This is a genomic window from Streptomyces sp. NPDC001848, from assembly GCF_042891915.1.
GTDB lineage: Bacteria > Actinomycetota > Actinomycetes > Streptomycetales > Streptomycetaceae > Streptomyces.
Map to the genome: position 1 here is coordinate 391,271 of NZ_JBIATP010000002.1, position 13,923 is coordinate 405,193.

Consider the following 13,923-nt stretch of genomic DNA (forward strand, 5'->3'; position numbering starts at 1 on the left):
GTCCCGTACAAAGGCGTACGGGCGGGTCGTCCGGGGGGCTTGCCCCCCGGACCCCCGCAGACGGCGCCTGCCGCCTTGTCCCCGACCGGACGAACTGGCAGGCGCCGCCGCTGTTTTCGGCGCTCAGCCGGTCAACTGCGTGACCTTGCCGACCGTCAGCAGCACCAGCAGCGCCAGGACGCCCGCACACACCAGCGCCTGGATCAGGCCCCGGCGCGGCCCCCGAGGCACGTACGCGTACGCCGCTGTGACCAGCCCGCCCGCCAGCAGGCCGCCCAGGTGCCCCTGCCAGGACGTGAGGCCGGCGGAGATCAGCAGCCACAGCAGCAGGCCCGCCATGTAGCGGTTGACGGTGCTCATGTCCGCGCCGAGGCGGCGGGCCATGACGTAGTACGCCGCGCCCAGACCGAAGAGCGCGCCGGAAGCGCCGACCGTCGGGGTGTCCGGGGCGATCAGCAGGACGAGCACCGAGCCGCCGAGGGCCGACAGAAGGTACAGCGTGACGTAGCGGATGCGGCCCAGCTGGGCCTCCACGACCCGGCCGACGTTCCACAGCGACACCATGTTCATCACGATGTGCAGGATCCCGAAGGTCCCCTGGGTGGGCGGCATGTGCAGGAACGCGCCCGTCAGGAGGCGGTCCCACTGACCGCTCACGACGCCCTCGGCGTGCAGTTCCGGCGGATACGGGTGTTCCCACAGGTAGTGCCCGCCGTCCGGCCCCGCGAGCCCGGCACCCAGCATGGCGAACCGGTCGACGATCGCCGGGCGCACCAACTCGCCCAGGTAGGCGAGCACGTTGAGGCCGATCAGGACGTACGTCACCACGGGTGCCGCGGTGATCCGGCCGCCGAACGCCGTACGCGCCTGGCGGATGGACCGCGCGCCTTCCTTCACGCACTCCACGCACTGGTGGCCGACGGCGGCCTCGCGCATGCAGTCCGGGCAGATGTACCGGTCGCAGCGGGTGCACCGGACATGGGACTCCACTCTGGGGTGGCGATAGCAGGTGGTGATGGCGGACTCGGACTGCACGACCGGCTCCTGGGGCGGGGGACGGGGATCAAGCCGGTGGGGACGGCGGCGAACAAAATATCGAAGAGATGTTGCCAGGGGAAATGAGGGAACTCCATGGCGTAACCTCGGCGTTCCCGCACCGCACCGAGGGGGAGCAGCATGGCCGCGATCACTCTGACCAAGGTGGAGCAGACCGCGCCCGCACTGGTCAGCCTGTACAAGACCGCCGGGGTCTCGCTGCGCAAGCACGGCCTCGACGGGCAACGGGCCGCCGTCCACCTCGTGCTCGACCACTCCGGGTCCATGCGGCCGTACTACAGGGACGGCAGTGTGCAGGCGCTCGCCGAACGCGTGCTGGGGCTCTCCGCGCACCTCGACGACGACGGAAGCGTCCCGGTCGTCTTCTTCTCCACCGACGTGGACGCCGTCTCGGACATCTCCCTGGCCGACCACCGGGGCCGTATCGACCGGATCGTCTCCGGGCTCGGGCACATGGGCAGAACCGGCTACCACGTGGCGATGGACGCGGTCATCGACCACTACCTCGACAGTGGCTCCCGGGACCCGGCCCTCGTCGTCTTCCAGACCGACGGCGGGCCCACCGACAAGCTCGCCGCGGAACGCCACCTGTGCAAGGCCGCCAAGCTGCCGATGTTCTGGCAGTTCATCGGATTCGGAGACCCGGACAGCAAGCAGTTCGACTTCCTGCGCAGGCTCGACGAGCTGACCGTGCCCGGGAAGCGGGTCGTCGACAACGCCGGGTTCTTCCCCGCCGGTACCGACCCACGGACCGTGCCCGACGCCGAACTGTACGACCGTCTGGTGGGCGAGTTCCCGCAGTGGCTCGCGGCGGCGCGGGCGCGCGGCATCGTGGCGTGAGCGCTGCTACGTGCCAGGACCGGCACCGCCGAGGACGGTCGCCCGGCACTCCGCGGGACCACCCCACGCGGTGCGCAGCGCACCCGCCTTGGTGAGCCACAGGGACAGGTCGTACTCGGCGGTGTAACCGATCGCCCCGTGCAGCTGGAGCGCCGTCCGGGCGGTCGCGTACGCCGCCTCGCAGGCTGCGACCTTGGCGGCGGCCACGTCCGTCGGCGTCATGGACAGGGCGGCTCCGAAGAGCAGCGGACGCGCGAACTCCAGGGCGATCTTCGCGTCGGCCAGCCGGTGTTTGACGGCCTGGAAGGAGCCTGTGGGCACACCGAACTGGACGCGCCGCTTGACGTGTGCGACGGTCCTGTCGAGGAGGGCCAGCCCCACGCCGAGCGCCTGGGCGGCGGTGGCGAGGCGGGCCCAGAGGACGGCGTCCGGGGGGACGACCGGTGAGAGCAGTTCCCCGCCGGGGAGCGGGACGGCAAGCCGCCGGGCCGGGTCCAGGGACCGGCGTATGTCGCGTGCGCCCGGCGCCCGCCACACCTGGCCGTCCCTGAGAGTGAGGACGAGGTCCGCGGTGTCCCCGTCCAGGGCGTACGGTGCGCCCACCGTGGCCAGTGCCTGGCCCGACGCCAGCTGGGGCAGCAGCCGCTCGGCCGGCTCGGGCCGGGCGGAGAGCAGGGCCGCCGCGAGCACCGTCTCCACCACCGGGCCCGGCACCGCGTGCCGCCCCAACTCCACGAAGGCGACGGCCAGGTCCACGGGAAGCGGCCCCACCCCGTGGTACGCCTCCGGTACCGCCAGCGCGAAGACACCGGCCTCGGCGATCCGGGACCACAGCACCCGGCCTCCCGCGGGGTCACCGGCACTCCACGACCGTACGACCGCGGGGGTGTCGGCGGCGGTCAGCAGCGCGTCCAACGAGCGGGCGAACGCCCGCTGTTCCTCGGTGAGCAGGAAGCGCATCAGCCATGGCCTTTCGGGAGGGGGAGCATCAGCGGCGGCCCTTCGGCAGGCCGAGCAGGCGTTCGGCGATGATGTCGCGCTGGATCTCGTTGGTGCCGGCGTAGATGGGCCCAGCGAGGGAGAAGACATAGCCCTCCGCCCAGGTGGTGTCCGTCAGCTCGCCCTCCTCGTCCAGCAGATCGAGGGCCGTCTCGTGCAGCGCGATGTCGTACTCCGACCAGAACACCTTGTTCATGCTGGACTCGGGCCCCATCCGCTCGCCCTGGAGGAAGCGGGACGCGCCCGCGTACGCGAACAGCTGGTAGGCGCGGGCGCCGATCACCGCGTCGGCCACCCGGTCCCGTGCCCGGGCCGGGCATCCCCGGGCGTGCCACAGCCCGGCCAGCCGGTCGGCGGCGGCCAGGAAGCGGCCGGGTGAGCGGAGCGTGAGCCCGCGCTCGTTGCCGGTGGTCGACATCGCGATCCGCCAGCCCTCGCCCGGCTCGCCGATCACGTCCTCGTCGGGCACGAACACCTCGTCCAGGAAGATCTCCGCGAACGCCGGCCTGCCGTCGAGCCGGCCGATCGGACGGACCGTCACACCGGGCGCGCGCAGGTCGAACATCAGGTAGGTGAGGCCCTGGTGACGTCTCGCCGCCTGCGGATCGCTGCGGAACAACCCGAACGCCCGGTCCGCGAAGGCCGCCCGCGACGACCACGTCTTCTGCCCGCTCAGGCGCCAGCCGCCGTCCGTGCGCACCGCCCTCGACCGCAGGGAGGCCAGGTCGGAACCGGCCTCCGGTTCCGACCACGCCTGCGCCCAGACCACCTCCCCGCGCGCCATCGGCGGCAGCACCCGGGCCCGCTGCTCCTCGGTGCCGTGGTCGAAGAGGGTGGGCGCCAGCAGATGGATCCCGTTCTGACTCACCCGGCCAGGCGCGCCCGCCGCGTAGTACTCCTCCTCGAAGATCAGCCACCGCACCAGCCCCGCGTCCCGTCCGCCGTACGCCGTCGGCCAGGACACCACCGACCAGCGGTCCGCGGCCAGTTCCGCCTCCCAGGCCCGGTGCGCCGCGAAGCCCTCCTCGGTCTCCAGGGAGGGCAGCGGGGACACGGGCACATGCGCGGTGAGCCAGGCCCGCGCCTGCGCGCGGAAGGCCTCGTCGGCCAGGGAGTGGGTGAGGTCCACGGTCGCCGTCCCTCCGTTCTTCCGCCTGCTTCCCTAACAAGTGTTTGGTAGGTTAGCGTGGGTCCATGACAGGCGTCGAGAGTCCGGCCTACGTACCCGGCCACGGGTTGCTGCGGGGACGCACCGCCGTGATCACCGCGGCGGCCGGTGCGGGGATCGGCGGGGCGACCGCGCGCCGGTTCCTGGAGGAGGGTGCGCGTGTCGTGATCAGCGACGCGCATGTGCGCCGCCTCAAGCAGTGCGAGGCGGAGCTCGCCGGGGAGTTCGAAGGGGCCGTGACCGCACTGCCGTGCGACGTCACCGACGAGACCCAGGTCCGGGACCTCTTCGACACCGCCGTCCGAACGCACGGCCGGCTCGACATCGTCGTCAACAACGCCGGCCTGGGCGGCACCGCCGCACTCGTCGACATGACCGACACAGAGTGGTCGCGTGTGCTGGACGTGACGCTGAACGGCACCTTCCGGTGCCTGCGCGCGGCCCTGCGCGCCATGAAGGAGACCGGCGGCGTGATCGTCAACAACGCCTCCGTGCTCGGCTGGCGCGCCCAGGCCGGACAGGCGCACTACGCCGCCGCGAAGGCGGGCGTGATGGCCCTGACCCGGTGCGCGGCCATCGAGGCGGCCCCCTACGGGGTGCGGGTCAACGCCGTCGCGCCGAGCCTCGCCCTGCATCCGCACCTGGCGAAGGTCACCTCCCCCGAACTGCTTCAGGAGCTGACCGCGAGGGAGGCGTTCGGGCGGCACGCCGAGCCGTGGGAGGTGGCCAACGTGATCGTCTTCCTGGCGTCCGGCTACTCCTCGTACATGACCGGCGAGGTCGTCGCGGTCAGCAGCCGGCATCCCTGAGCCCGGTCATGCACGCGCGCCCCCGGGACCACAATGGATCTGTGCCGACCAAGCCGACCAACAAGAAGCCACAGGTGACCGCCGCCCCCGCCCGCCGCCGTGAACTCCTCGACACCGCCGCCGAGGTCTTCGCCGAGCAGGGCTACAACGCGACCACCGTCCGCACGATCGCCGACCACGCCGGAATGCTCGCGGGCAGCCTCTACTACCACTTCGACTCCAAGGAGTCGATGCTGGAGGAGATCCTGCGCACCTTCCTGGACGAGCTGTGGGACGGCTACGACACCGTCCTGGACGCCGGCCTCGGCCCCCGGGAGACGTTGGAGGCGCTGGTCACCGAGTCCTTCCGGGAGATCGACCGGCACCGCGCGGCCGTCGCGATCTACCAGAAGGAGTCCAGGCAGCTGGCGGCGCAGGAACGGTTCGCGTTCCTCGCCGAGTCGCAGCGCAAGTTCGAGAAGGCGTGGCTGTCCGCCCTGGAGCGCGGGGTCGCCGACCGGGTCTTCCGTGCCGACCTGGACGTCCGGCTCACCTACCGGTTCGTGCGCGACACCGTGTGGGTCGCCGCCTCCTGGTACCGGCCCGGTGGACAGCACAGCCCGGAGGAGATCGCCCGCCAGTACCTGTCGATGGTGCTCGACGGGATCGCCGTACGCGAGGAACAGCAGGAGCACAGCAGCACATGAGCAGCCGTATGTGAACCGTCGACCTGTGCGAGGGAGTCCACCATGGCCGAGGCCTACATCGTCGAAGCGGTCCGTACGCCCGTCGGGCGGCGCCGGGGCGGGCTCAGCCGGGTCCATCCGGCCGACCTGGGAGCCCACGTACTGAAGGCCCTCATGGAGCGCTCGGGTGTGGACCCGGCCGCCGTGGAGGACGTCGTCCTCGGCTGCCTGGACACCGTCGGGCCGCAGGCCGGGGACATCGCCCGTACCTGCTGGCTGGCCGCCGGGCTCCCGCAGGAGGTGCCCGGCGTGACCGTCGACCGGCAGTGCGGCTCCTCCCAGCAGGCCGTGCACTTCGCCGCGCAGGCCGTCATGTCCGGCACGCAGGACCTGGTGGTCGCGGGCGGTGTGCAGAACATGTCGCAGATCCCGATCGCCTACGCCTCCCGCCAGGCCGCCGAACCGCTCGGCCTGACCGAGGGGCCGTTCGCGGGCAGCGAGGGCTGGCGGGTCCGCTACGGCGACCAGCCCGTCAACCAGTTCGTCGGCGCCGAGATGATCGCCGCCAAGTGGGGCATCACCCGGCGCGACCAGGAGGAGTACGCCCTCCGCTCCCACCAGCGGGCGGTGCGCGCCATCGACGAGGGCCGCTTCGAGAAGGAGACCGTCGCCTACGGGGACGTCACGGTCGACGAGGGCCCGCGCCGGGACACCTCCCTGGAGAAGATGGCCGAGCTGAAGCCGGTCCTGGAGGGCGGCACCATCACCGCCGCCTGCTCCTCGCAGGTCTCCGACGGCGCGGCGGCCCTGCTGCTGGCCTCGGAACGGGCCGTACGGGAACACGGGCTGACCCCGCGCGCCCGCATCCACCACCTCTCGGTGCGCGGCGAGGACCCGATCCGCATGCTGACGGCCCCGATCCCGGCGACCGCCCACGCCCTGAAGAAGACGGGGCTCACGATCGACGACATCGACCTCGTCGAGATCAACGAGGCGTTCGCCCCGGTCGTCCTGGCCTGGCTGGAGGAGACCGGCGCCGACTCGGACAAGGTCAACGTCAACGGTGGCGCCATCGCCCTCGGCCACCCCCTGGGCGCCACCGGAGCCAAGCTGATGACCACCCTCCTGAACGAACTGGAACGCACCGGCGGCCGCCTGGGCCTGCAGGCGATGTGCGAGGGCGGCGGCCAGGCCAACGTGACGATCATCGAACGGCTCTGAACGCTTCCAGGGACCTGAGCACCTCCTCCGCCTCCGTCATGATCCGCTCCACCAGCTCCGCGCACGACGGCAGGTCGTCGATCACCCCGGCGACCTGCCCGGACGCCATCACCCCGAGATCCGTCCGGCCCTCCACCATCGCGGCCCTGAGCAGCATCGGTGTGTTCGCCGCGAGCAGGACCTGGCCCCAGCTCAGGTCCTTGCCGTGCTTCAGGGCGAGCCCGTCACGGATCATCCGCGACCATGTCAGACCCGACAGCCTCCGGAACGCCGACGCCCGGCGCACCGCCTGCAGCAGCGCCCGCACCCGGCCCGCGCCCTCCAGCGAGTCCACGAACGGTGTGCGCAGCATGCGGTGCGGCAGCCCGTCCACCGCCCTCGTCACCGTCACCTCGTTCACCGTCGCCGCCAGGTAACACGCCTTCACCGCATCGGGCACCGTCGACTCCCGGGTCAGCAGGAACCGCGTGCCCATCGCGATGCCCGCCGCCCCGTACGCCAGCGCCGCGACCAGTCCGCGCCCGTCGTGGAAGCCGCCCGCCGCCACCACCGGGATGTCGACCGCGTCGACCACCTGCGGCAGCAGCACGCTCGTCGCCACTTCACCGGTGTGACCGCCCCCCTCGCCGCCCTGCACGATCACCGCGTCCGCGCCCCAGGAGGCCACCTTCTCGGCGTGCCGCCGCGCTCCCACGGACGGGGTCACGACGACCCCCGCCGCCTTCAGCCCGGCAATCAGCTCACCGGACGGCGCCAGTGCGAAGGACGCCACCCGCACGCCCTCCTCCACGAGGAGCCGCACCCGCTCGCCCGCATCGTGGGCGTCCGCCCGCAGATTCACCCCGAACGGCGCGTCCGTCCGGGCCCTGACCTCCCGTATCGCCTCTCGCAGCTGGTCGAGCGTCATGGTCGCGGAGCCCAGGATCCCAAGTGCGCCCGCGTTCGCCGCGGCGGAGACCAGACGGGGCCCGGCCACCCAGCCCATGCCCGTCTGCACCACCGGATGCCGGACCCCGACGAGCCGGGTGAACGCGGTGTCCATCAGCGCCCACCGCCCTCACCGACCCGATCGGGCACCTCCCGCTCCCGTATCCCCTGAGGATCGATCACTTCACGGATCAACCGCCGTTCCTCAGACGTCGGTTCACGGGTGCAGGCAACGTCGTCCGGGACCGTCAGCTCGAAGCCCGTCGCCTGCCGCACCACCTCCACCGTCACCCCGGGATGCAGCGAGGCCAGCCGCATCGAACGGTCCGGGGTCTCGAAGTCGAAGACACCGAGGTCGGACACGACACGCGCGATGTGGTGGAAGCGGGCGGTGCCCGGGTGCCGGGCCGCGCGGTCGTACCCCACCCCGCACACCATGTCGACCCGCTCGACGAACACCCGCCGTGAATGCCGCGGTACCCAGTAACTGGTCGCATGGTTGAGGGTGTTGACCGGCGCTCCGCGCACCCCCAGCAACTGCCGCCGGGGTCTGGCCCAGTCCCCGACGCACGAGATGTTCTGGTTGCCGAAGCGGTCGATCTGGCTCGCGCCCATCATCACGTGCCGCCGTCCCCCGGTCACCAGCGTCAGATGCTGCCGGTACGGCAACCAGCCCTCCACCGTGCCGTCGACGTCCACCAGCATCGCCTCGCCGTCGGTGAGCAGCAGGTCCGGGGAGAAGGTCCGCCGCGCGAGCCGCGCCGCGATCGACGGGACCGGGCCCATGGGGCTCGCGAGGATCTCCCCGGCGCCGCGCCAGACCTCGGCGCACGCGATCACGCAGTACTCCGCGCGGCTCACTCCGCTCATGACCGCTCCTCGTGCCACGTGCGGACGGCCGACTGATAGGCGTGTTCGTCCCCGGCGAGGAACCGCCCGGCGAACGCGGACCACTCCGTGGTCGCGTAGTGCCTCTGGAACGCCTCGTCCCGGTCGTGGTCGGGTGCGCAGGCCGTGAAGTGCGCGCCGTTCGGAGCTTCGACCACCCCCGTCACGGTGTGCCGCCTGATCAGCAGGGTCTGTGGTGCGGCCTCCTTCGTCAGCTCCGCGGTGTCCACGATCCGCTCGCACGAGACGTACGCCGCGTCGGCCGCCTCGCAGAACAGGTCGTCGAAGTACGGGTCCGCCCCCAGGTACTGGCCGTTGCCCAGCCGGTCGGCACGGTTGACGTGCACCAGGGCGGCGTCCATCCGCAGTGCGGGCATCGCGACGAACTCCTCCGGCGGGCCGGGCCGGGCGGTCCTGCCGTCGCCGGTGAAGGACCACCCGTCCTCGTACGGCGACGTCACCGTCCGCAGGCCGGGGTTGACCCGCAGCACGTCCGAGCCGATGCCCGCCCGCACCGGCAGGAACGGCAGCCGGTTCGCCGCCGCGCGCAGTCCCCACATGAACATCGCCTCGTCGACCTCCACCAGCTGAAGCGCACCGCTCTCCCGGGCCGCCCGGAAGTGGGGCTCGAGCGGGATCGAGTCGAGGGTCGTGAACGCGGCGACCAGCCTCCGGATCCGCCCCGCGGCCGCGAGCATGCCGACGTCCGGACCGCCGTAGGAGACGACCGTCAGATCGGTGATCCGGGAGCGGAGCAGCGCCCGCACCAGGGCCATCGGCTTGCGACGCGAACCCCAGCCCCCGATGCCGAGCGTCATGCCGCTCTCCAGCCGCGAGACGACCTCCTCGGCGGTCATCGTCTTGTCCCCCACCTATCCGCCCTCCTTCCCGAAGGTGTCCCGGACCCGGCCGGCCACACCGCTGAGGTTCGCCTCGAACGTGAAGCCCTGCTCATAGCGGTAGCTGCGGCGCACGTCCACCGGGTCGATGCCGCTGAGGGCGGCCTTGGCCAGCCGGAGCAGCTCACCGTCCTTGGCCGCGATCTCACCGGCCAGCTCCAGCGCCGCCGCCGTCAGCGCGTCACGCGGCACCACCCGCCACACCGAGCCGTGCGCGTGCAGCTCGCCCGCCGTCACCGTGCGCGCGGTGTAGTACAGGGCCCGCATGAGATGCGGTGGGACCAGCCGCGCCAGATGTGTGGCCGCGCCCAGGGCGCCCCGGTCCAGCTCGGGCAGCCCGAAGACGGCGTCCTCGCTGGCCACGATCGCGTCCGCGTTGCCGACGAGCCCTATCCCGCCGCCCAGGCAGAAGCCCTGCACCGCCGCGACGACCGGCACCTCGCACTCGTACACCGCCGCGAACGCCTCGAAGCACCCCCGGTTGGCCCCGACCAGCGCGCCGCTTCCCTCGGCCTGTATCTGCTTGATGTCCACGCCCGCGTTGAAACCGCGCCCCTGCGCGGCCAGCACGACACAGCGGACCTCCCGGTCGCGGCCCGCCGACCGCACGGCGTCGGCCAGCGCGAACCAGCCGGCCACCGGCAGCGCGTTCACCGGCGGGAAGTCGACCGTGACGACGGCGACCCCTTTTTCCGGGCACGAGGTGGAGACACCCATGGGCACATCAGCTACCTTTCCACCAAACGTTTGTTAGGTGCGATGTCGAAGCTAGCAGTCGCCGGGAGCTGGTGGGAGGGCCTGTGGAAAACCTGCGCGGCCGTACGGTCGTCGTCACCGGCGGCACCCGGGGCGTGGGCGCCGGAATCGCCCGCGCGTTCGTCGCGGCCGGCGCCCACGTCGTCGTCTGCGCCCGCCGGCCGCCCGAAGTCGCCCTGCCCGGAACCCGGTTCGCCCCGCTCGACGTACGGGACCCGGACGCCGTACGCGACTTCTTCGCCGCGCTGCCCCGCGTCGACGTACTGGTCAACAACGCGGGCGGCACCCCCTACCGGACCCTCGCCGACGCCGGAGCCGAACGGCACGCCCGGGTCGTCGAACTCAACCTCCTCGCACCCCTGACCGTGTCCCTCGCCGCCTACGAGCACCTCCGGCGCGTCCGGGGAGCGGTCGTGATGATCGGCAGTGTGAGCGGCAGTCGCCCCTCACCGGGCAGCGCGGCCTACGGGGCGGCCAAGGCCGGGCTGGAGAGCCTGGCCCGCTCCATGGCTGTGGAGTGGGCACCAGAGGTGCGGGTCAACACGCTGGTCGTCGGCATGGTCCGCACCGAGCTGTCCTGCCTCCACTACGGCGACCGGGACGGCGTCGCGGCCGTCTCCCGCACCGTCCCGCTCGGACGTCTCGCCGAGCCGTCCGACATAGGCGAGGCCGCCGTCTTCCTCGCCTCGGACGCCGCCGCGTACATCACCGGCGCGAGCCTCCTCGTCCACGGGGGAGGGGAGCGCCCGGCGTTCCTCGATGCGGCGACCGTCGACAAAAGTGCTGCAGAAGAAGGGGACATGCCGTGACCGGCGTTGCCGACGGCCGCGTAGTGGTCGTCACCGGTGCGGGCCGCGGTCTCGGACGCGCCCACGCGCTGGCGTTCGCCGCAGAGGGCGCGAGGGTCGTGGTCAACGACCTCGGAGTCGGCCTCGACGGCACACCCGGCGCCGGGAGTCCGGCAGGGCTGGTCGTCGAGGAGATCCGCGCGGCCGGTGGCGAAGCGGTCGCACACGGCGGTGACATCGCGACGAGCGCGGGGGCCGCGTCCCTGGTGGCGGCCGCCCTGGAGGCGTACGGGCGCCTGGACACCCTCGTCAACAACGCCGGCTTCCTGCGCGACCGGATGCTGGTCAATCTCGACGAGGACGACTGGGACGCCGTCGTGCGCGTCCACCTCAGGGGACACTTCCTGCCGTTGAAGCACGCGGCGGCGCACTGGCGGGCCGAGGCGAAGGCGGGGCGCCCCCCATGCGCCCGGGTCGTCAACACCAGCAGCGGCGCGGGGCTGCTGGGCTCGGTGGGACAGGGTAACTACAGTGCGGCCAAGGCCGGCATCGTCGCTCTGACGCTGGTCGCGGCGGCGGAACTCGGACGCTACGGAGTGCAGGTCAACGCCATCGCGCCCGCCGCGCGCACCCGGATGACCGAGCGGACGTTCGCCGAGACGATGGCGGCGCCCGCCGCCGGCTTCGACACGATGGCCCCGGAGAACGTCTCCCCCTTGGTGGTCTGGCTCGGCTCCGCCGCGAGCGCCGGGGTCACCGGCCGGGTCTTCGAGGCGGAGGGCGGGCGGATCAGTGTCATGGAGGGCTGGCGGCGGGGCCCGACAGTGGACAAGGGCGCACGGTGGACCCCGGCCGAGGCGGGGGAGACGGCGCTGACACTCCTGGCGGAAGCCGAGGCGCCGGGGGCTGTGTACGGGGCAGGCTGACGCCGAGGGCCGGAGGCCGAGCGCCCCGGGCCGGAGCCGTGGGGGCGCGGGCCGCGAGGCCCGCGCCCCCGCTCGCACGCCTCACCCGGTGAGGGCGCCGGGTCCCGCCTCCAGCAGGTCCACGATCAGACGGTGCCCCGTCTGCTGGTCGTTCCCCGCCGCCGGCCGGCCGTCGCGCACCAGGGCGACCTCGACCGTCACCGTGCCGGGCTCCTGCTCCCAGCGGCGCGTGACGTACTCCTGCCCCGGGCCGTACGCCGCCTCAAGGCCCGCGCGGAGCTCCGCCGCGATGTCCAGTGCCAGCCAGCGCCGCGCCTCCGCGAGGGCTTCGCGCCGCGCCCGCGCGCCATGGTCCAGCAGGGCCCGTACACAGGCGGGGGAGCCGCGACGGGCGGCCGCCACCAGCGGCGGTTCCCCGGTGGGACCGGGCAGGTCCGGCTTCGCACCGGCCGCGAGCAGCTGCCGGACGACCTCGGCGTGGCCCCGCTGCACCGCCCATGTCAGCGCCCGGAACCCGTATCCCTCCTCCAGATCCGGATCCGCGCCGGCCGCCAGCAGCGCCCGTACGACCTCGGTGTGGCCCCCGCAGGCGGCGCCGCACAGGGGAGCGTCGGCGCCCGCGCTGAGACGGTCGGGGTCGGCGCCTGCCGCCAGCAGCAACCGGGCGATGGCCGGCGCGTCGCTCACCGCCGCCAGATACAGGGCCGTCTGACCCTCCTCATCCGTCGACTCGGGGCTCGTACCCGTGCGCAGCAGCCGGAGGACCGCGTCCTCGTCCCCTGCGTACACCGCCGCGAACAGCCCCGGCGGCTCGTGCGTGTTCATGCCTCGACCCTCGCTCCGAGAGGGCCGCCGGTGCAAAGACTTATGAGGTGTTCTGTGCCACCTCTGCCCTGCCGCCCAGCTGCCGCACAGGTAGCACCGGGGGACAGCCGCACCTCATGTGTCGCACTCGAGTACGGTGCGGCACAGCCCGCAGCGCGCCCGCACCCGCCCCCGCACCGGCACCCGGATCCGTTGGTGGCAGGTCGGGCACGGGAAGCAGACGCGCAGCGGGCCGCGGCCGGCCGGGGTGAAGGAGTAGGGGACACCCGGGTGCGGGCCGACGGGCAGGTGGTCCTGCGCGGAGCGGCGGTCCCTGGCGTAGCGGCGGCGGCCCGCCCAGCCGGCCGCCGTCAGCGGCGGCTGTTGCTCGTCGCGGCGGGCCTGCGCCATGCCCTTCGTGTACGCGGTGTACGCCTGTGGGCTGGTGAACCACACCGCGGGGTCCTCCCCGAACAGCAGCGCCCGCTTGGCGAGGACGTAGCCGAACTCCTCAGGCGTGAGGTAGCCGAGCTTCTGCGACGACACCCCGTCCTCGCGGAAGGCGTCCAGCAGCAGCCAGCCCGCGCCCAGGTAGGTCGCCGCCGTGTCGGTGAGGATCTCGTTGTCGCGCGTACCGGGGAAGGACAGGCCGAGACGGTGCAGATAGACGTGCATCACCTCGTGCGCGAGAGCGGCGCCGATGTCCCGGCGATGGGTGCGGAACCGGTCGTTGAGCTCCACGAAGTACTCGGGACCCGCGGCGAGTTCGACGTTCGCCGCGTGCGTCATCTCACGGAAGCTGACGATCATCCTGGCGTCCGGCAGCCGGTAGTGCCTCACCAGTTCGCGTGCCACCCGCTGTGCCCCGAGGTGCAGGTCGTCCTGGTCGCAGAAGGCCACGTCGGCGGGGAGCACGCTGGTGGCGAAGGAGCGGATGGTGTCGTACGAGAGCCGCTTGTACAGCGCGGTGATGGCCGCCCGCACCGTGTCCAGATGTGGATAGCCGTGCTCGACCGGTCCGCCGTTCGCCACGTCCGCACCCCCTGAAGACGCCGGCTGTGCTTCCACTGTAGGCGTGCTCGCGGTGAGTGGCGGAGCGTACACGCGGGCCCACGCCACCGCAGTGGTGCGCCCCGGCGAGCGGTCGTGCGCGGGGCGCGCGGAGGGGAACGATCCG

General features: G+C 72.6%; 15 protein-coding genes. 6 read left to right on the forward strand and 9 right to left on the reverse strand.

Going from position 1 to position 13,923, the window contains the following annotated elements; all coding sequences use genetic code 11:
• Nucleotides 1–123: 123 nt before the first annotated feature.
• Nucleotides 124–1,035 carry a rhomboid family intramembrane serine protease gene (locus tag ACFYZJ_RS04845; RefSeq protein ID WP_388562876.1) on the reverse strand — a complete coding sequence of 304 codons (912 nt, stop codon included), beginning with the start codon at nucleotides 1,033–1,035 and terminating at the stop codon, nucleotides 124–126.
• A 141-nt stretch (nucleotides 1,036–1,176) separates the two neighbouring features.
• Between ACFYZJ_RS04845 and ACFYZJ_RS04850 the strand changes: the two genes are divergently transcribed.
• Complete coding sequence (locus ACFYZJ_RS04850) at nucleotides 1,177–1,896, forward strand: vWA domain-containing protein (RefSeq protein WP_388562878.1); 720 nt, start codon at nucleotides 1,177–1,179, stop codon at nucleotides 1,894–1,896.
• A gap of 6 nt (nucleotides 1,897–1,902) precedes the next feature.
• On the opposite strand, the gene ACFYZJ_RS04855 is transcribed toward ACFYZJ_RS04850, so the two are convergent.
• Both ACFYZJ_RS04855 and ACFYZJ_RS04860 read right to left on the reverse strand, forming a co-directional pair.
• Nucleotides 1,903–2,856 carry an acyl-CoA dehydrogenase family protein gene (locus ACFYZJ_RS04855; RefSeq protein ID WP_388562880.1) on the reverse strand — a complete coding sequence of 318 codons (954 nt, stop codon included), beginning with the start codon at nucleotides 2,854–2,856 and terminating at the stop codon, nucleotides 1,903–1,905.
• 28 nt (nucleotides 2,857–2,884) lie between these two features.
• Nucleotides 2,885–4,024: an acyl-CoA dehydrogenase family protein gene (locus ACFYZJ_RS04860; protein WP_388562882.1), complete on the reverse strand. Its 1,140-nt coding sequence runs from the start codon at nucleotides 4,022–4,024 to the stop codon at nucleotides 2,885–2,887.
• 65 nt (nucleotides 4,025–4,089) lie between these two features.
• On the opposite strand from ACFYZJ_RS04860, the gene ACFYZJ_RS04865 reads away from it, so the two are divergent.
• From ACFYZJ_RS04865 to ACFYZJ_RS04875, 3 genes are read left to right on the forward strand one after another with little or no spacing between them, the layout of a single operon-like run.
• Nucleotides 4,090–4,872: an SDR family oxidoreductase gene (locus ACFYZJ_RS04865; protein WP_388562884.1), complete on the forward strand. Its 783-nt coding sequence runs from the start codon at nucleotides 4,090–4,092 to the stop codon at nucleotides 4,870–4,872.
• A gap of 41 nt (nucleotides 4,873–4,913) precedes the next feature.
• Complete coding sequence (locus ACFYZJ_RS04870; protein WP_388562886.1) at nucleotides 4,914–5,558, forward strand: TetR/AcrR family transcriptional regulator; 645 nt, start codon at nucleotides 4,914–4,916, stop codon at nucleotides 5,556–5,558.
• Between the two features lie 42 nt (nucleotides 5,559–5,600).
• Nucleotides 5,601–6,758: an acetyl-CoA C-acetyltransferase gene (locus ACFYZJ_RS04875; protein ID WP_388562888.1), complete on the forward strand. Its 1,158-nt coding sequence runs from the start codon at nucleotides 5,601–5,603 to the stop codon at nucleotides 6,756–6,758.
• Here ACFYZJ_RS04875 and ACFYZJ_RS04880 read toward each other — a convergent pair.
• From ACFYZJ_RS04880 to ACFYZJ_RS04895, 4 genes are read right to left on the reverse strand one after another with little or no spacing between them, the layout of a single operon-like run.
• Nucleotides 6,742–7,800, reverse strand: a complete 1,059-nt coding sequence (locus tag ACFYZJ_RS04880; protein ID WP_388562890.1) for an NAD(P)H-dependent flavin oxidoreductase — start codon at nucleotides 7,798–7,800, stop codon at nucleotides 6,742–6,744. The two genes, ACFYZJ_RS04875 and ACFYZJ_RS04880, sit on opposite strands and share 17 nt — an antisense overlap.
• Nucleotides 7,800–8,555 (reverse strand): CoA-transferase subunit beta, encoded by a 756-nt coding sequence (locus tag ACFYZJ_RS04885; protein WP_388562892.1) that lies wholly within the window; start codon nucleotides 8,553–8,555, stop codon nucleotides 7,800–7,802. Before ACFYZJ_RS04885 ends, ACFYZJ_RS04880 begins: the two co-directional genes overlap by 1 nt.
• Nucleotides 8,552–9,445: a CoA transferase subunit A gene (locus ACFYZJ_RS04890; RefSeq protein WP_388562894.1), complete on the reverse strand. Its 894-nt coding sequence runs from the start codon at nucleotides 9,443–9,445 to the stop codon at nucleotides 8,552–8,554. The genes ACFYZJ_RS04885 and ACFYZJ_RS04890 overlap by 4 nt, the downstream gene beginning before the upstream one ends.
• A complete protein-coding gene (locus tag ACFYZJ_RS04895; RefSeq protein WP_388562896.1) occupies nucleotides 9,446–10,189 on the reverse strand; it encodes an enoyl-CoA hydratase family protein in 744 nt (247 codons plus the stop codon).
• 92 nt (nucleotides 10,190–10,281) lie between these two features.
• On the opposite strand from ACFYZJ_RS04895, the gene ACFYZJ_RS04900 reads away from it, so the two are divergent.
• Nucleotides 10,282–11,037, forward strand: coding sequence for an SDR family oxidoreductase (locus ACFYZJ_RS04900; RefSeq protein WP_388563378.1), 756 nt, complete (start codon nucleotides 10,282–10,284; stop codon nucleotides 11,035–11,037).
• Nucleotides 11,034–11,942 carry an SDR family oxidoreductase gene (locus tag ACFYZJ_RS04905; RefSeq protein WP_388562898.1) on the forward strand — a complete coding sequence of 303 codons (909 nt, stop codon included), beginning with the start codon at nucleotides 11,034–11,036 and terminating at the stop codon, nucleotides 11,940–11,942. The genes ACFYZJ_RS04900 and ACFYZJ_RS04905 overlap by 4 nt, the downstream gene beginning before the upstream one ends.
• A gap of 81 nt (nucleotides 11,943–12,023) precedes the next feature.
• On the opposite strand, the gene ACFYZJ_RS04910 is transcribed toward ACFYZJ_RS04905, so the two are convergent.
• Complete coding sequence (locus ACFYZJ_RS04910; protein ID WP_388562900.1) at nucleotides 12,024–12,767, reverse strand: ankyrin repeat domain-containing protein; 744 nt, start codon at nucleotides 12,765–12,767, stop codon at nucleotides 12,024–12,026.
• Nucleotides 12,768–12,881: 114 nt separating this feature from the next.
• Nucleotides 12,882–13,778 carry a hypothetical protein gene (locus tag ACFYZJ_RS04915; protein ID WP_388562902.1) on the reverse strand — a complete coding sequence of 299 codons (897 nt, stop codon included), beginning with the start codon at nucleotides 13,776–13,778 and terminating at the stop codon, nucleotides 12,882–12,884.
• Nucleotides 13,779–13,923 lie beyond the last annotated feature (145 nt).